This window comes from Streptomyces sp. NPDC059787 (assembly GCF_042732315.1).
GTDB classification, from domain to species: domain Bacteria; phylum Actinomycetota; class Actinomycetes; order Streptomycetales; family Streptomycetaceae; genus Streptomyces; species Streptomyces atrovirens.
Map to the genome: position 1 here is coordinate 264,114 of NZ_JBHWHX010000001.1, position 20,528 is coordinate 284,641.

A 20,528-nucleotide genomic window follows, 5' to 3' on the forward strand; every position below is an offset into this window, starting at 1 on the left:
CCAGGAAACCCCGGCGAGAGAGGCCGAAGGCCAATTCATGACCATGACTGATCCGATCGCAGACATGCTTACGCGTCTGCGGAACGCGAACTCGGCGTACCACGACTCCGTGGCGATGCCGCACTCGAAGATCAAGTCGCACATCGCGGAGATCCTCCAGCAGGAGGGCTTCATCACGGGCTGGAAGACCGAGGACGCCGAGGTCGGCAAGAACCTCGTCCTCGAGCTGAAGTTCGGCCCGAACCGTGAGCGCTCCATCGCGGGCATCAAGCGGATCTCCAAGCCCGGTCTCCGGGTGTACGCGAAGTCCACCAACCTGCCGAAGGTGCTGGGCGGCCTCGGCGTGGCGATCATCTCCACGTCGCACGGGCTCCTCACCGACAAGCAGGCCGGCAAGAAGGGCGTGGGTGGGGAAGTCCTCGCCTACGTCTGGTAGCGGAAGGGAACGGAGGAAACAGCTATGTCGCGCATCGGCAAGCTCCCCATCGCGGTTCCCGCCGGCGTGGACGTCACCATCGACGGCCGTACGGTCTCGGTCAAGGGCCCCAAGGGCACGCTGACCCACACCGTCGTGGCGCCGATCGAGATCGTCAAGGGTGAGGACGGCGTGCTGAACGTCACCCGCCCCAACGACGAGCGTCAGAACAAGGCCCTTCACGGCCTGTCCCGCACGCTGGTGGCGAACATGATCACCGGCGTGACCCAGGGTTACGTGAAGAAGCTCGAGATCAGCGGTGTCGGTTACCGCGTTGTCGCCAAGGGTTCGAACCTGGAGTTCTCCCTCGGCTACAGCCACTCGATCACCGTCGAGGCGCCCGAGGGCATCACCTTCAAGGTCGAGGCTCCGACCCGTTTCTCGGTCGAGGGCATCGACAAGCAGAAGGTCGGCGAGGTTGCGGCCAACATCCGCAAGCTGCGCAAGCCCGACCCGTACAAGGCCAAGGGTGTCAAGTACGAGGGCGAAGTCATCCGCCGCAAGGTCGGAAAGGCGGGTAAGTAAGCCATGGCATACGGGCAGAAGATCCTCAAGGGCGACGCCTACAAGCGCGCCGCGATCAAGCGCCGTCACATCCGGATCCGCAAGCGGATCGCGGGTACCGCGGAGCGTCCCCGTCTGGTCGTGACCCGCTCCAACCGCCACATCGTGGCGCAGGTGATCGACGACCTGAAGGGTCACACCCTGGCGTCGGCGTCCACCCTGGACGCGTCGGTCCGCGGTGGCGAGGGCGACAAGTCCGCGCAGGCCAAGCAGGTCGGCGCCCTGGTCGCCGAGCGTGCCAAGGCCGCCGGTGTCGAGGCCGTCGTGTTCGACCGTGGTGGTAACCAGTACGCCGGGCGCATCGCCGCTCTGGCGGACGCCGCCCGCGAAGCCGGCCTGAAGTTCTGAGCCGGTTCCGAGCTAGCGGAAACAGAGAGAGGTAATTCCAATGGCTGGACCCCAGCGCCGCGGTGGCGGTGCCGGTGGCGGCGAGCGGCGGGACCGGAAGGGCCGTGACGGCGGCGCAGCTGCCGCCGAGAAGACCGCGTACGTTGAGCGCGTCGTCGCGATCAACCGCGTCGCCAAGGTTGTGAAGGGTGGTCGTCGCTTCAGCTTCACCGCGCTGGTCGTGGTGGGCGACGGTGACGGCACCGTGGGTGTCGGATACGGCAAGGCCAAGGAGGTGCCGGCCGCCATCGCCAAGGGCGTTGAGGAGGCCAAGAAGCACTTCTTCAAGGTCCCCCGCATCCAGGGCACCATCCCGCACCCCATCCAGGGTGAGAAGGCTGCCGGCGTCGTGCTGCTCAAGCCCGCGTCCCCGGGTACCGGCGTTATCGCCGGTGGTCCGGTGCGCGCCGTGCTCGAGTGCGCCGGTATCCACGACGTGCTGTCGAAGTCGCTCGGCTCCGACAACCAGATCAACATCGTGCACGCGACCGTGGCGGCCCTCAAGGGCCTGCAGCGTCCCGAGGAGATCGCGGCCCGCCGTGGTCTGCCGCTCGAGGACGTCGCCCCCGCGGCTCTTCTCCGTGCGCGTGCCGGGGCGGGTGCGTAATCATGGCGCAGCTCAAGATTACGCAGGTCAAGTCCTACATCGGTAGCAAGCAGAACCACCGTGACACGCTGCGCTCGCTTGGCCTGAAGAAGGTCAACGACGTGGTCGTCAAGGAGGACCGCCCCGAGTTCCGCGGCATGGTGCACACCGTCCGCCACCTCGTGACGGTCGAGGAGGTCGACTGATCATGGCGGAGAACAACCCGCTCAAGATCCACAACCTCCGTCCCGCCCCCGGCGCCAAGACCGCCAAGACCCGTGTCGGTCGTGGTGAGGCGTCGAAGGGTAAGACGGCCGGTCGTGGTACGAAGGGCACCAAGGCCCGTTACCAGGTTCCGGAGCGCTTCGAGGGTGGCCAGATGCCCCTCCACATGCGCCTCCCGAAGCTGAAGGGCTTCAAGAACCCGTTCAAGACCGAGTACCAGGTCGTGAACCTCGACAAGCTGGCCGCGCTCTACCCCGAGGGTGGCGAGGTCACCGTCGAGGGCCTCGTGGCCAAGGGTGCCGTGCGCAAGAACAGCCTCGTCAAGGTCCTGGGCCAGGGCGAGGTCTCCGTGGCGCTGCAGGTGACGGTCGACGCCGTCTCCGGCTCCGCCAAGGAGAAGATCACCGCCGCCGGCGGTACCGTCACCGAGCTCGTCTGACCCTTTCAGGTGTCTCGATGACGTAGAGCGATCCCGACCGGGGATACCCCACATTTGGGGTATCCCCGGTTGGTCGTTCCTAGGGCGGCATGGTCGCCGGTAAGGTGGCCTGCGCTGCCCACTGACCTCGGGCGCCCCAGCGGGGCACTCAGGGCGGCAGTTGACCGTTACGTATTCGTCCTTAGTCGGAATCTCAAGACCGTCACCCTTGACGCAGTTGCGCGGGGGGTCGCAGGAGGCACCGTGCTCACCGCGTTCGCCCGGGCGTTCAAGACGCCCGACCTGCGCAAGAAGCTGCTCTTCACGCTCGGCATCATCGTGGTGTACCGCATCGGTACCAACGTTCCCATTCCGGGTGTCGACTACCGCAACGTCCAGACCTGCATCGACAATGCCGAAGCCAATTCGGGTCTGTTCGGTCTGGTCAACATGTTCAGCGGCGGGGCGCTGCTCCAGATCACGATCTTCGCGCTGGGCATCATGCCCTACATCACCGCGTCGATCATCCTGCAGCTGCTGACCGTGGTGATCCCGCGTCTGGAAGCCCTCAAGAAGGAGGGCCAGGCCGGTACGGCGAAGATCACGCAGTACACCCGTTATCTGACGGTGGCGCTGGCCATCCTCCAGGGCACCGGCCTGGTGGCCACCGCCCGCAGCGGCGCCCTGTTCCAGGGCTGCCCGGTCGCGAGCCAGATCGTCCCGGACCAGTCGATCTTCGTGACCGTCACCATGGTCGTCACCATGACCGCCGGTACGGCCGTCGTCATGTGGCTCGGTGAGCTCATCACCGACCGCGGCATCGGCAACGGCATGTCGATCCTGATGTTCATCTCGATCGCCGCGACCTTCCCCTCCGCCCTGTGGGCCATCAAGCAGCAGGGCAGCCTCGCGGACGGCTGGATCGAGTTCGGCACCGTGATGCTCGTCGGGTTCGTCATGGTCGGCCTGGTCGTCTTCGTCGAGCAGGCCCAGCGCCGGATCCCCGTGCAGTACGCCAAGCGCATGGTCGGCCGCCGTTCCTACGGCGGTACGTCGACGTACATCCCGCTCAAGGTGAACCAGGCGGGCGTGATCCCCGTCATCTTCGCCGCGTCGCTGCTGTACATCCCGGCGCTGATCGTCCAGTTCTCCAGCTCGACGGCGGGCTGGGCGACGTGGATCGAGGCGAATCTCGCCGACCCCGGGGCCACGGCGCACATCGTTCTGTACTTCCTCCTGATCGTGTTCTTCGCCTTCTTCTACGTGGCGATCTCCTTCAACCCCGAGGAAGTCGCCGACAACATGAAGAAGTATGGTGGCTTCATCCCGGGCATCCGGGCTGGCCGACCGACCGCTGAGTACCTCAGCTACGTACTCAACCGGATCACCTGGCCGGGTTCGCTGTACTTGGGTCTGATCTCTCTCGTGCCGACAATGGCGTTGGCTGGTTTCGGGGCGAACCAGAACTTCCCGTTCGGCGGGACCAGCATCCTGATCATCGTGGGTGTCGGTCTCGAGACGGTGAGGCAGATCGAGAGCCAGCTCCAGCAGCGCAATTACGAAGGGTTCCTCCGCTGATGCGAATCGTCCTCGTCGGGCCGCCGGGTGCCGGTAAGGGTACGCAGGCCACCCGCCTTGCCGAGAAACTGCGCATCCCGCACATTTCGACAGGCGACCTGTTCCGCGCCAACATCAGCCGGCAGACCGAGCTGGGGAAGCTCGCGAAGTCCTACATGGACGCGGGCAATCTCGTTCCCGACGAGGTCACCATCGCCATGGCCAAGGACCGCATGGAGCAGCCCGACGCCGAGGGCGGCTTCCTGCTGGACGGCTTCCCGCGCAATGTGTCGCAGGCCGAGGCGCTGGACGAGCTGCTGCAGACCGAGGGCATCAAGCTGGACGCGGTCCTCGATCTGGAGGCCCCCGAGGACGAGGTCGTCAAGCGGATCGCCGGGCGGCGGATCTGCCGCAACGAGTCCGCGCACGTGTTCCACGTGACGTACAGCCCGCCGAAGCAGGAGGGCGTGTGCGACGTCTGTGGTGGTGAGCTGTACCAGCGGGACGACGACTCCGAGTCGACCGTGCGGACGCGGCTGGAGGTCTACCACACGCAGACCGAGCCGATCATCGACTACTACCGGGCGCAGGGGCTGGTGGTGACCATCTCCGCGATGGGTCCCGTCGACGAGGTCACGGGGCGTGCGCTGGAGGCGCTGAAGAGCGGCGAGTAGCTCTGTACGTCGGTCGCAGCCGCGGTTCCTTCGGGTAAGGGACCGCGGCTGTGGCTTGACGGGGGCGGGTTGCGCAGCCCGGCGCTTACGGGGTGCTGTCGCGCCCACCCGTGCCGCCCTGCGGCACGATTGCCCGCGGTTATCGTGGACAGCGTTCGTATCCCTTCCTGGTCCAGAAAGGCCGTCCTCCCCATGGTGCAGATCAAGAGCCCTGAGCAGATCGCCAAGATGCGTGAGGCGGGGTTGGTGGTCGCCGCCATCCACGCGGCCACCCGTGAGGCCGCCGTGCCCGGGGCCACGACGAAGGATCTGGACCAGGTCGCCCGCAAGGTGCTCGCGGAGCACAACGCCAAGCCGAACTTCCTCGGCTACGGCGGCTTCCCCGCGACGATCTGCACCTCGGTGAACGACGTCGTCGTCCACGGCATCCCCTCCGACGACGTCGTCCTCAAGGACGGCGACATCATCTCCATCGACTGCGGCGCGATCATCGACGGCTGGCACGGCGACGCCGCGTACACCGCGTTCGTCGGGTCCGGCCACTCCCCGGAGCTGGTCGAGCTGTCCCGGGTGACCGAGGAGTCGATGTGGGCCGGCATCGCGGCCATGAAGCAGGGCAACCGGCTCGTCGACATCTCCCGCGCGGTCGAGACGTACATCCGCCGCCAGCCCAAGCCGGGCGGCGGCAAGTACGGGATCATCGAGGACTACGGCGGCCACGGCATCGGCACCGAGATGCACATGGACCCGCACCTGCTGAACTACGTCGACCGCAAGCGGGGCAAGGGCCCCAAGCTGGTCCCGGGCTTCTGCCTCGCCATCGAGCCGATGGTCTCCCTGGGCGCCCCCAGGACGAAGGTCCTCTCCGACGACTGGACGGTCATCACCACCGACGGCACCTGGTCCTCCCACTGGGAGCACTCGGTCGCCCTCACCGAGCAGGGCCCCCTGGTCCTGACGGCCCCCGACGGCGGCAAGGCGAAGCTCGCGGAGATGGGCGTCACGGCCGCCCCGGATCCGCTCGACTGACGGCCGGCCCCGGGCGGTCCGCCGGCCGGAGGCCGGCGCAGCCGCTCGAAGCCTGTGAGGCGCCCCGGGCGCCGAGCCCGCGAGAGCGGCGTCAAGGATCGGGCCGGCGGCAAGGCGAAGCTCGCGGAGATGGGCGTCACGGCCGCGCCGGATCCGCTCGGCTGACGGCCGGCCCCGGGCGGTCCGCCGGTCCGCCGGCCGGAGAGCGGCGTCAAGGGACGAGTTCCGCTCGGTTAAGGATCAGCCTCGTGGGGCAGACTTCCCCGATTCGTGTTTCCGGGTGCGCTGACGTAGACTGACTCGTCGGCTCTTGTGCACCCGCATGTCTGCATGTGCTACACACGGTGCACGCCAGAGTCGATCAAGGTAGTCGATTCGAAGGGCGAAGCGTGGCCAAGAAGCAAGGTGCCATCGAGATCGAGGGCACTGTCGTCGAGTCTCTTCCGAACGCCATGTTCAGGGTCGAGCTCCAGAACGGCCACCAGGTCCTGGCACACATCAGCGGCAAGATGCGCATGCACTACATCCGCATCCTCCCTGACGACCGGGTCGTGGTGGAGCTGTCTCCGTACGACCTGACGCGTGGCCGGATCGTCTACCGGTACAAGTAGATCTTGCCCGCTCCCCGGCCCGCCGGGGTGATGGCACTGACCCGGAGAACCTCACACCCATGAAGGTCAAGCCGAGCGTCAAGAAGATCTGCGACAAGTGCAGGGTGATCCGCCGTCACGGCCGGGTCATGGTCATCTGCGAGAACCCGCGCCACAAGCAGCGCCAGGGCTGACCGCAGCACGATCGACCCTCTGCGACTTCCGCAGAAATTCGCGCGACGCGAGCAGTACATGTTCATACGCAGGTCCCGAGCCGCACGGCTCGACACCCCCGGCTCGGAGGCCGGGGACCTGGCCCGTACCTGGTACGGCGGGCCGGGATCCGGTCCTGTGGAAGACCTCCGACAATCAACTGGAGCCATTGAATGGCACGCGTTTCCGGTGTTGACATCCCGCGCGAAAAGCGCGTGGAGATCGCCCTCACCTACGTGTTCGGCATCGGCCGGACCCTTTCGCAGCAGACGCTGGCCGCCACCGGCGTCGACCCGAACACCCGCGTTCGCGACCTCTCCGAGGAGCAGCTCGTCGCGATCCGCGAGTACGTCGACAACAACATCAAGACCGAGGGTGACCTCCGTCGCGAGATCCAGGCCGACATCCGCCGCAAGGTCGAGATCGGCACCTACCAGGGTCTGCGTCACCGTCGCGGTCTGCCCGTCCGCGGTCAGCGCACCAGCACCAACGCGCGTACCCGCAAGGGCCCGCGTCGCGCCATCGCCGGCAAGAAGAAGCCGGGCAAGAAGTAGTCCGCAGCGGACTCGCCGTCCAGCGGTCTTCGCTGTAGGACCGACCACCTCCCGTAGGAGAACGACATGCCCCCCAAGGGACGTCAGGGCGCTGCCAAGAAGGTGCGCCGCAAGGAAAAGAAGAACGTCGCTCACGGCCACGCGCACATCAAGAGCACGTTCAACAACACGATCGTGTCGATCACGGACCCGTCCGGCAACGTGATCTCCTGGGCCTCCGCCGGCCACGTCGGCTTCAAGGGCTCCCGCAAGTCCACGCCGTTCGCCGCGCAGATGGCTGCCGAGTCGGCCGCCCGCCGCGCCCAGGAGCACGGCATGCGCAAGGTCGACGTGTTCGTCAAGGGCCCGGGTTCCGGTCGTGAGACCGCCATCCGTTCGCTTCAGGCGACCGGTCTCGAGGTCGGCTCCATCCAGGACGTCACCCCGACCCCGCACAACGGCTGCCGCCCGCCGAAGCGTCGTCGCGTCTGACGCACGGGCTCAGGCGGTCGGCTCCCTGCTGGGGGTGCGGGGGTCGTCCCCCGCAATGCCGCAGCACGGCTGCCGCCCGCCGAAGCGCCGTCGCGTCTGATCCGTCGCGTCGTTCCCGACGCGTCTGATCTTGCTTCACCAGGGTTTTCACGGGCGGTACGACTCTTTCGGGTCGTATCGCCCGTACCCTTGCAGTACTGGTCGGGCGTCAAATAGCGGGCGCCCCTGACTGAAGGATCACCACATGCTGATTGCTCAGCGTCCCTCGTTGACCGAAGAGGTCGTCGACGAATTCCGCTCCCGGTTCGTGATCGAGCCGCTGGAGCCGGGCTTCGGCTACACCCTCGGCAACTCCCTCCGCCGCACCCTCCTGTCGTCGATCCCCGGTGCCGCCGTCACCAGCATCCGCATCGACGGCGTTCTGCACGAGTTCACCACCGTGCCGGGCGTCAAGGAGGACGTCACCGACCTGATCCTCAACATCAAGCAGCTGGTCGTCTCCTCGGAGCACGACGAGCCGGTCGTGATGTACCTGCGCAAGCAGGGTCCGGGTCTGGTCACCGCCGCCGACATCGCCCCGCCGGCCGGTGTCGAGGTGCACAACCCCGACCTCGTCCTCGCCACGCTCAACGGCAAGGGCAAGCTGGAGATGGAGCTGACCGTCGAGCGCGGTCGCGGCTACGTCTCCGCCGTGCAGAACAAGCAGGTCGGCCAGGAGATCGGCCGTATCCCGGTCGACTCGATCTACTCGCCGGTCCTCAAGGTCACCTACAAGGTCGAGGCGACCCGTGTCGAGCAGCGCACCGACTTCGACAAGCTGATCGTCGACGTCGAGACCAAGCAGGCGATGCGTCCGCGTGACGCCATGGCCTCCGCCGGCAAGACCCTGGTCGAGCTGTTCGGTCTCGCCCGCGAGCTGAACATCGACGCCGAGGGCATCGACATGGGCCCGTCCCCCACGGACGCCGCCCTCGCCGCCGACCTGGCGCTGCCGATCGAGGAGCTGGAGCTCACCGTTCGGTCGTACAACTGCCTCAAGCGTGAGGGCATCCACTCCGTGGGTGAGCTCGTCGCCCGCTCCGAGGCGGATCTGCTCGACATCCGTAACTTCGGTGCGAAGTCCATCGACGAGGTCAAGGCGAAGCTGGCCGGCATGGGCCTCGCGCTCAAGGACTCGCCTCCCGGGTTCGACCCCACCGCTGCGGCGGACGCGTTCGGCGCGGACGACGACGCGGACGCCGGTTTCGTGGAGACCGAGCAGTACTGAGCGCTCCGCGAGGAGGCCGGATTTTCGGGTGCGGGTGCGCTGTGGCTTGTCGCGCAGTTCCCCGCGCCCCTTCCGGGCACGGCCCCTTCGGGACCTGTGCTCGGATCTCCGACGGGCGACCGCCTGCTCGGATACTGACCCCGGTACCTGATACGGCCGGGGCAGACACCTAGGAGAAACACCATGCCGAGGCCCACCAAGGGTGCCCGTATGGGCGGCAGTGCCGCGCACGAGAAGCTGCTCCTCGCGAACCTCGCGAAGGCGCTGTTCGAGCACGGCCGCATCACCACCACCGAGGCGAAGGCGCGCAAGCTGCGTCCGTACGCCGAGCGTCTGGTCACCAAGGCGAAGAAGGGCGACCTTCACAACCGCCGTCAGGTGCTCCAGGTGATCACGGACAAGGGCATCGTCCACACGCTCTTCACCGAGATCGGCCCGCGGTACGAGAACCGTCCCGGTGGCTACACCCGTATCACCAAGATCGGTAACCGCCGTGGCGACAACGCGCCCATGGCCGTCATCGAGCTGGTCGAGGCGCTGACGGTGGCGCAGGAGGCCACCGGCGAGGCCGAGGCCGCGACGAAGCGTGCGGTCAAGGAAGCCGAGGCCGCCGAGACCAAGGTCGACACGACCAAGGACGAGGCTGCCGAGGCTCCGGCCGAGGAGTCGAAGGACGCGTAAGCGTTCTGCCGGGGGCTGTGTGACAGCGGCTGCGGCACCGTTGTGGCTTGTCGCGCAGTTCCCCGCGCCCCTTCAGGGCGTTGTTGCGGGCCCGTTCCTTTCGAGGAGCGGGCCCGCTTTCGTGTGGGTGAGAGGATCTCCGTGTGAGTGACGAAGTGCAGGCCGGGTTCGTACGAGTGCGTCTGGACCTTTCCTATGACGGGACCGAGTTCTCCGGGTGGGCCAAGCAGGCCGGGGGGCGGCGGACCGTGCAGGGGGAGATCGAGGACGCGCTGCGGACCGTGACGCGGTCCGGGGGGACGACGTACGAGCTGACCGTGGCCGGCCGTACCGACGCCGGGGTGCACGCGCGGGGGCAGGTCGCGCACGTCGATCTGCCGGGGGAGGTCTGGGCCGAGCATCACACGAAGCTGCTCAAGCGGCTCGCCGGGCGGCTGCCGAGGGACGTACGGGTGTGGGCGCTCAGGGAGGCGCCCGACGGATTCAACGCCCGGTTCTCCGCGATCTGGCGGCGCTACGCCTACCGTGTCACCGACAACCCGGGCGGGGTGGACCCGCTGCTGCGCGGCCATGTGCTGTGGCACGACTGGCCGCTCGACGTCGACGCCATGAACGAGGCGGCCCGCGGTCTGCTGGGGGAGCACGACTTCGCCGCGTACTGCAAGAAGCGGGAGGGCGCCACGACCATCCGGACCCTCCAGGAGCTGAGCCTGGTGCGCGGCGAGGACGGGATCATCACCGCCACCGTCCGGGCCGACGCCTTCTGCCACAACATGGTCCGCTCGCTGATCGGCGCGCTGCTGTTCGTCGGAGACGGCCACCGGTCGCCGGACTGGCCGGGCAAGGTGCTGGCGGCGGGTGTACGGGATTCGGCCGTCCATGTCGTACGCCCGCACGGCCTGACCCTGGAGGAGGTCGGCTACCCGGCCGACGGCCTCCTCGCCGCCCGCAGCAAGGAGGCCCGCAACAAGCGGTCGCTGCCCGGCAGTTCAGGGTGCACGGCCTGTTAGTTCCATCCCTTCACCCCCTTACGGTCCTCCTGTCCCTCGTATAACCTTGTGCAGCTCGATCGTGGGTTCGGGGAGGCCGGTCGAGGTCCGGGGGGGCCTATGGGGTCAGTGGGACCGGTGCGGACCGGGGGGCGACGCAGGGCATTACGCGGTGCTGAGGCTCCGCCGGGGCTGTTGCCGCTGCCGCCGACGGACAGGGAGAAGTACGCCTACGCGCGCCGGCATTTATGGATCCTGACGATCAGTTCGCTGGTCAGCTTCTGCTGCCTGGTGGTCAGTCAGGTCAAGCTGGCGCAGTCCGCGCCGCTGCTGTGGGCGTACACGCCGCTGCTCGCCTTCACGGTCGTCTACTACCTGGTGTCGCTCCGGGTGAACGGTTTCAGCCGTGACTTCGACATCGCCCGCCACAGACGGCTGGTCCACGACTGGCGGCCGGAGGTGTACCCCACCGTCGACGTGTTCCTGCCCGTGTGCGGTGAGCCCATCGAGGTCCTGCACAACACCTGGAAGCACGTGCGGGTGATGGCCGACCACTACCCGGGCGTCTGCGTCCCGTTCGTGCTGGACGACGGCGTCGGCCCCGAACTGGAGGCGATGGCAAGGGACTTCGGCTTCCGCTACGGGACCCGCGAGAACCGCGGCTGGTTCAAGAAGGCGGGCAACCTGCACTTCGGTTTCGGCCGGTCCGACGGCGAGTTCATCCTGATCCTCGACGCCGACTTCACACCGCGCGCCGACCTGCTCCAGGAACTGCTGCCGTACATGGCGGCGGATCCGCGCATCGGCATCGTCCAGTCGCCGCAGTACTTCCGTGTCCTGGACTCGCAGAACTGGATCGAGCGCGGCGCGGGCGCCGTGCAGGAGCTGTTCTACCGGTCCGTGCAGGTGTCCCGGCAGGGCAGCGACGGCGCGATCTGCGTGGGCAGTTGCGCCGTCTACCGGCGCGCGGCCCTGGACACCAACGGCGGAACCACGCTGATCGAGCACTCCGAGGACGTGCACACCGGTTTCGACCTGCGCAGTCTCGGCTGGGACCTGCGCTACGTGCCGGTCGCGGTGTCGACGGGCGTGTGCCCGGACAGCGCGGGCGCCTTCTTCGACCAGCAGTACCGCTGGTGCTCCGGCTCCATGAGCCTGCTGGGCAGCAGGAAGTTCTGGCGGGTCAGGATCAGGCCGGCGAGCCGCCTGTGCTACCTGTCCGGCTTCTTCTACTACATCCACACGGCGCTGTTCACCTTCGCGGCCCCCGTGATCCCGATCGTGCTGCTGCTGGCGATGCCGGAGAAGCTCCTGCTCGAACACCTGGTCCTGGTGCTCCCGAGCATCGTCTACACCACGATCGTCTTCCCGATGTGGCACAAGGCGCCCTACCGCCTGGAGGCGTGGGCGGCCCGCATGATGTACGGCTGGGCGCACGTCTTCGCCATCTGGGACATCCTCCGCAAGAACCGCATGGGCTGGCAGCCCACCGGCTCGTCCGGTGCCAGGAGGAACAGGACCCGGCGCCTCTGGATCGGCATGTGGGTGTGGAGCGGCGGCACCGCCCTGGTGTGGGTGGTCGCCGCGGTGTACCGCACGTTCACCATGAACGCCCCGGACTTCGCGCTGATCCTGTCCTCCGGGCTCTTCTACGCCCTGGTGGTGGCCCGCGTCCTGGTGCAGCCCCGGGCGGAGGTGACGGCCTGATGCGCTTCCTCGCCCGCACCCGTACGGTGCTGTCCTCCTGCCTGTTCGCGGCACTGCTGCTCGGCGGCTGCTCGTCGCCCGGCGACGAGCCGGCCGGACCGGACGCGGCCGGCGGCGGCCCGAGCGCCGGGAGCACCGGGAGCGCCGGGAGCGCCGGGAGCGCCGGGGCGAGCGTCCCCTACGACGTCGTACCGCTGCTGAAGCCGTCGAGGAAGTACTTCGGCGCCGCCGTCGAGGGCTCGCCGCACTCGATGAAGGGCATCAATGCCTACACCGGGATGGTCGGCAAGCAGCCGAACCTGATCGAGTACTACGCCGCCTGGGGCGACGGTTTCGACGCCACCGGTGTGCGCAACGCCTGGGCGGAGGGCGCCCTGACGCTGATGTCCTGGGAGCCCTTCGACACCCCGCCGGCCGACATCGCGGCCGGCGGGTCGGACGCCTACGTCAAGGAGTACGCGACGGCGGTGCGCGAGCTGAACCTGCCCGTCGTGATCTCCTTCGCGGACGAGTTCAACGGCCACTGGGAGAAGTGGGGCACCGAGCACACCACCCCCGAGGAGTACGTGGCCGCCTGGCGGCGCGTCCACGACACCTTCGTCGACGCCGGCGCCTCGAACGTCATCTGGGCCTGGTCGCCGAACATCGTCAACCCGGTCAGCGAGGTCGAGCTCGAGCCGTACTACCCGGGCGACGGCTACGTCGACTGGATCGGCCTGATCGGCTACTGGACGACCGAGGGGGGCAGCACCTTCGACAGCGTCTTCGGGCCGACCCGGGACCAGGTCCGCACCTTCACCGGGAAGCCGATGCTGCTGCTGGAGACGGCGGCCATGGCCGGCGAGCGGCGGCGGGCCGACATCCGCAGCCTCTTCGAGGGCGTCACGGCCGACGACGACATGCTCGGCTTCGTCTGGTTCAACCACAGGAAGCGCGCCGACTGGCGGCTGGAGGCGAGCCCTCTGGCGCTGGAGGAGTTCAGACGCCTGGCCGCCGACGACCGGTTCGGCTTCGACGTACGGAAGCCGCGATGAGCCGACACGACCACTACGCGCCGGGCCCCCACGACCCGTACGCCGAGGAGGGCACGGCCGGCGGCTGGTTCGACTCCGACGGGTTCGTACCGCGGCAGCCGGGCGATCCACAGGACGGGTACGGCCACGGCCACGGCCACGACGCCCGGACCTACCCGTACCAGCAGCAGTCGTACCGGCCCGGCATCCCGGAGCAGCCGCAGGGCGGTCACGACGACCGGCCGACCCGCGCGCTGCGGGTCGTGGCGGAACAGGCGCCGGCCGAGCCGGGCTACCACGTGCCCGACGCCCCCGAGGTGGCCTGGGACATGGCCGCCGGCAGACGGCGGGTCCGGATCAGCCGGGCCGTGCTGCTGTGCGTCCTGACCGTCCAGGCCGTGCTCTCGCTGCGACTGTCCAACACGGCCTTCCAGGACGAGGCCCTGTACCTGGCGGCCGGGCACGCCCAGCTCGACCAACTGCTGCACGGCACCCCGCTCCCGAAGGACTACGCGGCGTACTTCTCCGGCTCGCCGCAGCTCTACCCGGTGCTCGCCGCGCTCGTGGACGGGCGGTTCGGGCTGGCGGGGGCGCGGTCACTGAGCCTGGCCTTCATGCTCGCCACCACCGGGCTGCTGTACTCCCTCAGCCGCCGCCTGTTCAACGAGCGGGCGGCACTGGCCGCGGCGGCGCTGTTCGCGGTGCTGCACTCGACCGTCGTCATGGGGTACTACGCCACCTACGACGCCGCCGCCGTGTTCCTGCTGGCGCTCGCCACCTGGATCGTCGTCCGCACCGACCGGGCGCCCGCCGCTGCCGTCCTGCTCGCCGCGCCCGTGGCGGTCCTGGCCGTCGGCGTGAAGTACGCGGCCGCGCTGTACCTGCCGACCGTCGTCGTACTGGCCCTGCTCACCGCCCGGCCCCGCCGGGGCGCCGGGGCGGCGGTCGGGCGGATGGTGCTGCTCGGCCTGGGCATCGGCGCGCTCCTCGCGGCCGGCGTGTACGCCACCGACCTGCTGGCCGGCGTACGGCAGACCACCACCGACCGGGAGCACGGCACCGACGGTGCGGGCTTCCTGCTGCGGCGGTCGGCGGAGTGGGGCGGCCTGATGTTCCTCACCGCCGTCGGCGGCGCCGTCTCCTACGTCCGGCGCAGCCGCATGCACGAGTCACCCCTCGCGCGGCGGCTGGACGACCCCGGCCGGCGCCGGCGGGCCCTGCTCGGGCTGGTGCTGTGCGGCACGGCGGTGCTCGCGCCCGCCTACCAGGTTCACCTGGCCACCCAGGTGTCGCTGTTCAAGCACATCGGCTTCGGTCTGCTCTTCGCCGCGCCCATGGCCGGTGTCGGCGTGACCCGCCTGGTGGGCGCGCACTTCCGGTACCCGCAGCTCGGCATCATGCTGTGGACGGCGATGCTCTGCCTGGGCATCACGCAGGCGGACTGGCGGTTCGCCCTCTGGCCCGACTCCTCGAAGATGGTCCGGGTCATCGAGCCCTACATGAACTCCCGGGGCCACTACCTCGGTTCCACCCCGGAGGTGCCCCTCTACTACTTCCGCGAGGAGACCACGCACCGCCAGTGGCAGAGCGTCTTCGGCATGGAGTACACGGACGAGAAGGGCACATACCTCTCCGGGGACGAGGCCTACCGGGCGGCGCTGCGCGACGGCGAGTTCGACCTGATCGTCCTCGACGGGCTCACCAACCCGCGTGTGGACGACATCATCGCGGACGCGGTCAGGGGCAATCCGCACTACCGGCTCCTGGCGGACCTGCCGTTCCGCAACTCCGCCGGCACCGGCGAGTACCGCGTCTGGATCAAGACCTCCTGAGCACCGGGCGGCGGCTACTCGTTCGCGGCCGCCGACGCCTGGGCCTCGCCCCTGCGGCGGATCTGGCGGAACGTGAACTCCTGGAGGTCGTCGCCCGTGGCGAAGACGGCCGTGTCCTTCGTCGTCACGTCCTTGCCGGCCGTGAACCCGGCGATGGTGAAGTAGGCGTAGCGGCCGTAGGAGTTGGTGGTGGAGCGGCAGACCGCGCCGGAGCAGAAGTCCTTGACGCCACCGCCCGACAGCGACTTGACGATGCTCTTCTTGTCGGCCTGCTGCTTCGCCCTGGTCGCCTGGGCCTCGGTGTCGAAGACGGCCACGCCGACCGTCACCGCCATGCCGTCCTTGGTGTAGGTGACCCGGATCAGGCGGGTGCAGTCGTTGTCGTTCAGGACCTTCGGGAGCGTGGACTTCGCGGCCGAGGCGCAGTTCCCGGTGTCCGCCGTCGGGCCCTTCCTGTACACCGTCTCACCCATGGTGAGCTGGGTGCCGGGGAAGAGGATGTCGGGGCTCAGCGGGGCCTTGTCCTTCTTCGCGCTGGCGATGAAGTCCTTCGGGTCCAGTGGCGGCGGGGCGCTCGTCGGGGCGAACGACGGGGCCGTGCCCGTCGGGCTCGGTATGTCGAAGTCGGTGGCCCCGGGCACTTGGGAGGAGGCGCCCGGCGAGGCCTCGTCGCCGCCGTTCGCCGAGACGACGGCGACGGCCACGGCCGTGCCTATCGCGACGGTGGCGAGCGCCCCGCCGCCTATGAACAGCAGCCGGCGCCGCTTGGCGCGGGCCTCGGAGGCGTCGGCGAGCGCGGCCCAGTCGGGTGACTCACCGGAGCCGCCGCCGCTCCAGGGCTGCTGGGAATTCGGTTTCCAGGGATCCCACTGCTGCTGAGGTCCCCCCTGCCCAAGACTCATGGGGCGCATCTTAGGGCCTGTCCGGGGGGTCAAGTCGCAGGAAGCTTACGGTGCCTGGTCAGCTCAGGCGAGCGGGGCCTGGTGCGTCCAGCTGCAAGGCGGAGGAGGGAGTCGACGCGGAGCGATGGGGGCCCCTCCCGCTCGAGCGAAGCCGATAGTGGGGGAGAGTGACGACAACGCGGCAGATGGGCGTGCCAGGCCCCGCGTCTGCGGCATGATCCGCCGGACAGGCCCTAACGGGGCACCGGGTGTGCTGGTCCCCGTCAACGGGCCTCGGGGGCCCTAGCGTTGCCCGCATGGCGACGGGCAAAAGCGACATCTCCGGGTGGTTGGTGCGCCCCGCGAGCGGGCCCCTGTGGGCCGGACTCGTGGCGGTGCTGGGGGCGCTGACGGTGCATACGGTGCTGGTGACCTCGGACGGAGGGATGGACAACGCGATCGTCGTGGACGCCGGGCGGACCTGGCTGGACGGCGGTTCGCCCTACGACGACCGGCACTTCCTCTATTTTCCGAGCGCGGTCGTGGCCGCCGCCCCGCAGGCGCTGCTGCCGCGGTCCGTGCTCGACGTGGCCGTGCCGGTGGTGGTGGTCCTCGCCCTCGCGCTGGGCTGGGCCTGCGCCCTGCGGCTGCACCGGGTGCCGCTGCACAGCAGGCTCGCCGTCCTCGGGCTGCTGGGCCTCGCGGCCGGCTTCGCGCCGTTCGGGCAGCTGGTGCGGCTGGGCAACTGGACGGTGACGGCCGTGCTGGCGCTGCCGCTGTGCCTGCTGCTGGCGAGCCGGGGCCGGTGGGTCGCGGCGGGCGTGGTCATCGGGGTGGCGGTGGCGTTGAAGCCGCTGCTTGCCCCTATGGCGCTGCTGTTCCTGTTCGCGCGCCGGTGGCGGGCGCTGGCGGTGCTGGTGCTGATCCCGGCGGTCGCCTCGGTGGTGGCGGCACTGCTCCTGCCCGACCCCACCGGCTTCCTCACCCGGACCCTGCCCTTCCTGCTGAGCGGCGACGACGCCTTCGTGCGGCTCTACGAGGCCTCGCCGGCGGCGGTGCTGCCCCGGCTCGGTGTGCCCAGGGTCCCGGCCACGCTGCTCGCGCTGCTCGCGGCCGCCGCGGGAGTGGTGTGCGCGTACCGGCGCCGGCGCGGGCCGGGCCCGGCGGAGCCGCGGCTGGCGGAGACGTCGGCGGGCCTGATGCTCTCGGCGTTCCTGGTCTCCCGCCCCTCCTACAACCACTACCTCCTGACCGTCCTGCCGCTGCTGCTCGCCGGTCTGCCGTACGCCGGGGCGGTGGCGCGGCGGCCCTGGTTCTGGCTCGCCCTGGTGCCGCAGCTTCCGGGGGTGACCTGGCCGTGGCTGGAGTCGGGGAGGCGCCGGGCCTTCCGGGACGCCTTCACGCTGTGCGTCCTGGCGGTGACGGTCGCGTACCACTGCGTACGCGGGACGCGGGACGCGGACGGCCCGAGCGGGGCGCCGGGGGAGCGGAGTACGGCCGTGGAACCTGCGTAGCCCGCCGGGGCGGAGCCGTTTTGACCCGCCCGGCCGGGGGCGGGTATTCTGCATGTTCGTTGTGTGTAGTGGCTTGCTCATTCTCACGTGAGGGGCCCTTACACCGGTCCACCGGACCGATGACCAGCGACCAGTACCCGGTTTGCGTCACCGTGGTGCGGTCAAGGCTGTCGTGATCGTCTTCGGTGACCTTGTCAGGACCATTCACTGAAGAAGCGAAGGCTACGAACCGTGCGTACGTACAGCCCCAAGCCCGGCGATGTGACGCGCCAGTGGCACGTCATCGACGCTCAGGACGTCGTCCTGGGTCGTCTGGCCTCCACTGCGGCCTCCATCCTGCGCGGCAAGCACAAGCCGATCTACGCGCCCCACGTCGACACCGGTGACTTCGTCATCATCATCAACGCCGACAAGGTGCACCTGTCCGGCAACAAGCGGACCCAGAAGATGGCGTACCGCCACTCGGGCTACCCGGGTGGTCTGCGCTCCGTCCGTTACGACGAGCTGCTCGCCAAGAACCCCGAGAAGGCCATCGAGAAGGCCGTCAAGGGCATGCTCCCCAAGAACACCCTGGGCCGTCAGATGCTCTCGAAGCTGAAGGTCTACTCGGGCGACCAGCACCCGCACGCTGCCCAGCAGCCGGTGCCGTTCGAGATCACCCAGGTCGCGCAGTAAGTCCGGCCACCCCCTAAGACTGAACAGAATCTGAGGAGAATCGTGGCCGAGACCACTGCCGAGCAGCCGCTCGAAGAGCTTGACATCGACAGCTACACCACCGAGTCCGAGGTGCCCGTCGAGGGCGAGTACACCTCGGAGTCCATGGCCTCCCGCTTCGGTGAGCCCCAGCCGGCCGCCGGCCTGGGCCGTCGCAAGAACGCCATCGCCCGCGTCCGGATCGTCCCGGGCACCGGCAAGTGGAAGATCAACGGTCGCACCCTCGAGGACTACTTCCCGAACAAGGTGCACCAGCAGGAAGTCAACGAGCCCTTCAAGGTGCTCGAGCTCGAGGGCCGCTACGACGTCATCGCCCGCATCGCGGGTGGCGGTGTCTCCGGTCAGGCCGGTGCGCTCCGTCTCGGTGTCGCCCGCGCGCTGAACGAGGCGGACGTCGACAACAACCGCGGCCCGCTGAAGAAGGCCGGCTTCCTCAAGCGCGACGACCGTGCGGTCGAGCGCAAGAAGGCCGGTCTGAAGAAGGCCCGTAAGGCCCCGCAGTACAGCAAGCGCTAAATCGCAGGCGCTCGCGCGTACTCCGAACGCCCCGGCGGCACGCCACAGTGCTGTCGGGGCGTTCGTTTATTCATAGCTGTGGGCGTATAACGGCACAAGGCGCTCAAAGGCTAATGTGATCGGATGGTCGGGCATGTCGCCATGGCGCGCATGCCGGACGGAGACGCGGAGCCGCATACGCGTCACGACCGTCGAACACATCACAAGCTCCGTCAGCGGTACGACCGGCGACCGCACGGACGGGCCCAGCGCCCCGGCACGGCCTCGGCGACGGCTTTCGATACTGACGCTTCCTCAGGAGGACAAGTGGGACGACTCTTCGGCACGGACGGTGTGCGCGGTGTCGCCAACGCGGACCTGACGGCGGAGATGGCGCTCGGCCTGTCCGTCGCCGCCGCGCACGTACTGGCCGAGGCGGGCACGTTCGAAGGACACCGGCCCACCGCCGTGGTCGGACGTGACCCACGCGCGTCCGGGGAGTTCCTGGAGGCCGCCGTCGTCGCGGGCCTCGCCAGCGCGGGCGTGGACGTCCTGCGGGTCGGCGTGCTGCCGACACCGGCCGTGGCGCACCTCACCGGCGTGCTCGGCGCCGACCTCGGCGTCATGCTCTCCGCCAGCCACAACGCCATGCCGGACAACGGCATCAAGTTCTTCGCCCGCGGCGGCCACAAGCTCGCCGACGAGCTGGAGGACCGCATCGAGTCCGTGTACGAGGAGCACCGCACCGGCGCCCCCTGGGACCGTCCGACCGGCGCCGGCGTCGGCCGCGTACGGGACTACGAGGAGGGGCTCGACAGGTACGTCGCCCACCTCGTCGGCGTCCTCCCGAACCGGCTGGACGGTGTGAGGATCGTCCTCGACGAGGCGCACGGCGCCGCCGCGAAGGTCTCGCCGGAGGCGTTCACCCGGGCCGGGGCCGAGGTCGTCACCATCGGCGCCGACCCGGACGGGCTCAACATCAACGACGGCTGCGGCTCGACCCACCTCGACCAGTTGAAGGCCGCGGTCGTCGAGCACGGGGCCGCGCTGGGCATCGCCCACGACGGCGACGCCGACCGGTGCCTGGCCGTGGACCACACCGGTGAGGAGGTCGACGGCGACCAGATCCTCGCCGTGCTCGCGCTGGCGATGCGGGAGCGTTCCGCACTGCGCTCCGACACCGTCGTCGCGACCGTCATGTCCAACCTCGGCTTCAAGCTCGCCATGGAGCGCGAGGGCATCCGGTTCGTGCAGACCGCGGTCGGCGACCGCTACGTGCTGGAGGAGATGAAGGAGAAGGGCTACGCCCTCGGCGGCGAGCAGTCCGGCCACGTCATCGTCCTCGACCACGCGACGACCGGCGACGGCACGCTCACCGGCCTGCTGCTCGCGGCACGGGTCGCCCAGACCGGCCGTACGCTGCGGGACCTGGCCTCGGTGATGGAACGCCTCCCGCAGGTCCTGATCAACGTCCCGGACGTCGACAAGTCCCGCGTGAAGACCTCCGCGGAACTCGCCACGGCCGTCACCGAGGCCGAAGGCGAACTGGGCGGGACCGGCCGCGTCCTCCTCCGCCCCTCGGGCACGGAACCCCTGGTCCGCGTCATGGTCGAGGCAGCGGACATCGACCAGGCCCGCTCGGTCGCGAGCCGCCTGGCGGACGCGGTGAAGTCGGCGCTGGGCTAGCACGGC

The 20,528-nt window shown here is 69.1% G+C and carries 24 protein-coding genes; 23 read left to right on the forward strand and 1 reads right to left on the reverse strand.

Going from position 1 to position 20,528, the window contains the following annotated elements; translation table 11 throughout:
• Nucleotides 1-37 precede the first annotated feature (37 nt).
• The 19 genes from rpsH (at nucleotide 38) to ACFV5H_RS01430 (ending at nucleotide 15,232) form a co-directional block, all read left to right on the forward strand.
• Nucleotides 38-436, forward strand: coding sequence for a 30S ribosomal protein S8 (rpsH, locus tag ACFV5H_RS01340; RefSeq protein ID WP_030831671.1), 399 nt, complete (start codon nucleotides 38-40; stop codon nucleotides 434-436).
• Nucleotides 437-460: 24 nt separating this feature from the next.
• Complete coding sequence (gene rplF, locus ACFV5H_RS01345; protein WP_073932757.1) at nucleotides 461-1,000, forward strand: 50S ribosomal protein L6; 540 nt, start codon at nucleotides 461-463, stop codon at nucleotides 998-1,000.
• A 3-nt stretch (nucleotides 1,001-1,003) separates the two neighbouring features.
• On the forward strand, nucleotides 1,004-1,387 hold the full coding sequence (gene rplR / locus ACFV5H_RS01350; protein WP_030860987.1) for a 50S ribosomal protein L18: 384 nt from the start codon (nucleotides 1,004-1,006) through the stop codon (nucleotides 1,385-1,387).
• A 40-nt stretch (nucleotides 1,388-1,427) separates the two neighbouring features.
• Nucleotides 1,428-2,033 carry a 30S ribosomal protein S5 gene (gene rpsE / locus ACFV5H_RS01355; protein ID WP_189558415.1) on the forward strand — a complete coding sequence of 202 codons (606 nt, stop codon included), beginning with the start codon at nucleotides 1,428-1,430 and terminating at the stop codon, nucleotides 2,031-2,033.
• A gap of 2 nt (nucleotides 2,034-2,035) precedes the next feature.
• On the forward strand, nucleotides 2,036-2,218 hold the full coding sequence (rpmD, locus tag ACFV5H_RS01360; protein WP_004984515.1) for a 50S ribosomal protein L30: 183 nt from the start codon (nucleotides 2,036-2,038) through the stop codon (nucleotides 2,216-2,218).
• Between the two features lie 2 nt (nucleotides 2,219-2,220).
• Nucleotides 2,221-2,676, forward strand: a complete 456-nt coding sequence (gene rplO / locus ACFV5H_RS01365; RefSeq protein ID WP_006140897.1) for a 50S ribosomal protein L15 — start codon at nucleotides 2,221-2,223, stop codon at nucleotides 2,674-2,676.
• Nucleotides 2,677-2,919: 243 nt separating this feature from the next.
• The gene (secY, locus tag ACFV5H_RS01370; protein WP_385052197.1) at nucleotides 2,920-4,233 is read left to right on the forward strand and encodes a preprotein translocase subunit SecY; all 1,314 of its coding nucleotides are present in this window, start codon (nucleotides 2,920-2,922) and stop codon (nucleotides 4,231-4,233) included.
• Nucleotides 4,233-4,886 (forward strand): adenylate kinase, encoded by a 654-nt coding sequence (locus ACFV5H_RS01375; protein ID WP_385052200.1) that lies wholly within the window; start codon nucleotides 4,233-4,235, stop codon nucleotides 4,884-4,886. Before secY ends, ACFV5H_RS01375 begins: the two co-directional genes overlap by 1 nt.
• Before the next feature lie 192 nt (nucleotides 4,887-5,078).
• Complete coding sequence (gene map / locus ACFV5H_RS01380) at nucleotides 5,079-5,915, forward strand: type I methionyl aminopeptidase (RefSeq protein ID WP_385192120.1); 837 nt, start codon at nucleotides 5,079-5,081, stop codon at nucleotides 5,913-5,915.
• A gap of 389 nt (nucleotides 5,916-6,304) precedes the next feature.
• The gene (gene infA / locus ACFV5H_RS01385; RefSeq protein WP_004927214.1) at nucleotides 6,305-6,526 is read left to right on the forward strand and encodes a translation initiation factor IF-1; all 222 of its coding nucleotides are present in this window, start codon (nucleotides 6,305-6,307) and stop codon (nucleotides 6,524-6,526) included.
• A 59-nt stretch (nucleotides 6,527-6,585) separates the two neighbouring features.
• A complete protein-coding gene (gene rpmJ, locus ACFV5H_RS01390; protein ID WP_003998809.1) occupies nucleotides 6,586-6,699 on the forward strand; it encodes a 50S ribosomal protein L36 in 114 nt (37 codons plus the stop codon).
• A gap of 192 nt (nucleotides 6,700-6,891) precedes the next feature.
• Nucleotides 6,892-7,272 carry a 30S ribosomal protein S13 gene (gene rpsM, locus ACFV5H_RS01395; RefSeq protein ID WP_004984507.1) on the forward strand — a complete coding sequence of 127 codons (381 nt, stop codon included), beginning with the start codon at nucleotides 6,892-6,894 and terminating at the stop codon, nucleotides 7,270-7,272.
• A gap of 66 nt (nucleotides 7,273-7,338) precedes the next feature.
• A complete protein-coding gene (gene rpsK / locus ACFV5H_RS01400) occupies nucleotides 7,339-7,743 on the forward strand; it encodes a 30S ribosomal protein S11 (protein ID WP_003956432.1) in 405 nt (134 codons plus the stop codon).
• A gap of 244 nt (nucleotides 7,744-7,987) precedes the next feature.
• A complete protein-coding gene (locus ACFV5H_RS01405; protein ID WP_003966937.1) occupies nucleotides 7,988-9,010 on the forward strand; it encodes a DNA-directed RNA polymerase subunit alpha in 1,023 nt (340 codons plus the stop codon).
• A 183-nt stretch (nucleotides 9,011-9,193) separates the two neighbouring features.
• The gene (gene rplQ / locus ACFV5H_RS01410; protein WP_385052208.1) at nucleotides 9,194-9,691 is read left to right on the forward strand and encodes a 50S ribosomal protein L17; all 498 of its coding nucleotides are present in this window, start codon (nucleotides 9,194-9,196) and stop codon (nucleotides 9,689-9,691) included.
• Between the two features lie 143 nt (nucleotides 9,692-9,834).
• Nucleotides 9,835-10,701, forward strand: a complete 867-nt coding sequence (gene truA / locus ACFV5H_RS01415; RefSeq protein ID WP_385052210.1) for a tRNA pseudouridine(38-40) synthase TruA — start codon at nucleotides 9,835-9,837, stop codon at nucleotides 10,699-10,701.
• Between the two features lie 270 nt (nucleotides 10,702-10,971).
• Nucleotides 10,972-12,387, forward strand: coding sequence for a glycosyltransferase family 2 protein (locus ACFV5H_RS01420; protein WP_385192250.1), 1,416 nt, complete (start codon nucleotides 10,972-10,974; stop codon nucleotides 12,385-12,387).
• Nucleotides 12,387-13,421, forward strand: coding sequence for a glycoside hydrolase family 26 protein (locus ACFV5H_RS01425; protein ID WP_385192123.1), 1,035 nt, complete (start codon nucleotides 12,387-12,389; stop codon nucleotides 13,419-13,421). Before ACFV5H_RS01420 ends, ACFV5H_RS01425 begins: the two co-directional genes overlap by 1 nt.
• Entirely contained in the window at nucleotides 13,418-15,232 is a 1,815-nt protein-coding gene (locus tag ACFV5H_RS01430) for a glycosyltransferase family 39 protein (protein WP_385192125.1), read from the forward strand. The genes ACFV5H_RS01425 and ACFV5H_RS01430 overlap by 4 nt, the downstream gene beginning before the upstream one ends.
• Before the next feature lie 14 nt (nucleotides 15,233-15,246).
• Here the strand turns inward: ACFV5H_RS01430 and ACFV5H_RS01435 are convergent, their stop codons facing one another.
• The gene (locus ACFV5H_RS01435; protein ID WP_385052219.1) at nucleotides 15,247-16,134 is read right to left on the reverse strand and encodes a hypothetical protein; all 888 of its coding nucleotides are present in this window, start codon (nucleotides 16,132-16,134) and stop codon (nucleotides 15,247-15,249) included.
• A gap of 296 nt (nucleotides 16,135-16,430) precedes the next feature.
• Between ACFV5H_RS01435 and ACFV5H_RS01440 the strand changes: the two genes are divergently transcribed.
• The 4 genes from ACFV5H_RS01440 (at nucleotide 16,431) to glmM (ending at nucleotide 20,522) form a co-directional block, all read left to right on the forward strand.
• On the forward strand, nucleotides 16,431-17,627 hold the full coding sequence (locus tag ACFV5H_RS01440; RefSeq protein ID WP_385192127.1) for a glycosyltransferase family 87 protein: 1,197 nt from the start codon (nucleotides 16,431-16,433) through the stop codon (nucleotides 17,625-17,627).
• Nucleotides 17,628-17,858: 231 nt separating this feature from the next.
• Nucleotides 17,859-18,302: a 50S ribosomal protein L13 gene (gene rplM, locus ACFV5H_RS01445; protein ID WP_019526965.1), complete on the forward strand. Its 444-nt coding sequence runs from the start codon at nucleotides 17,859-17,861 to the stop codon at nucleotides 18,300-18,302.
• 42 nt (nucleotides 18,303-18,344) lie between these two features.
• Nucleotides 18,345-18,857, forward strand: coding sequence for a 30S ribosomal protein S9 (gene rpsI, locus ACFV5H_RS01450; RefSeq protein ID WP_004927169.1), 513 nt, complete (start codon nucleotides 18,345-18,347; stop codon nucleotides 18,855-18,857).
• A gap of 306 nt (nucleotides 18,858-19,163) precedes the next feature.
• Nucleotides 19,164-20,522 carry a phosphoglucosamine mutase gene (glmM, locus tag ACFV5H_RS01455; protein ID WP_385052225.1) on the forward strand — a complete coding sequence of 453 codons (1,359 nt, stop codon included), beginning with the start codon at nucleotides 19,164-19,166 and terminating at the stop codon, nucleotides 20,520-20,522.
• Nucleotides 20,523-20,528 lie beyond the last annotated feature (6 nt).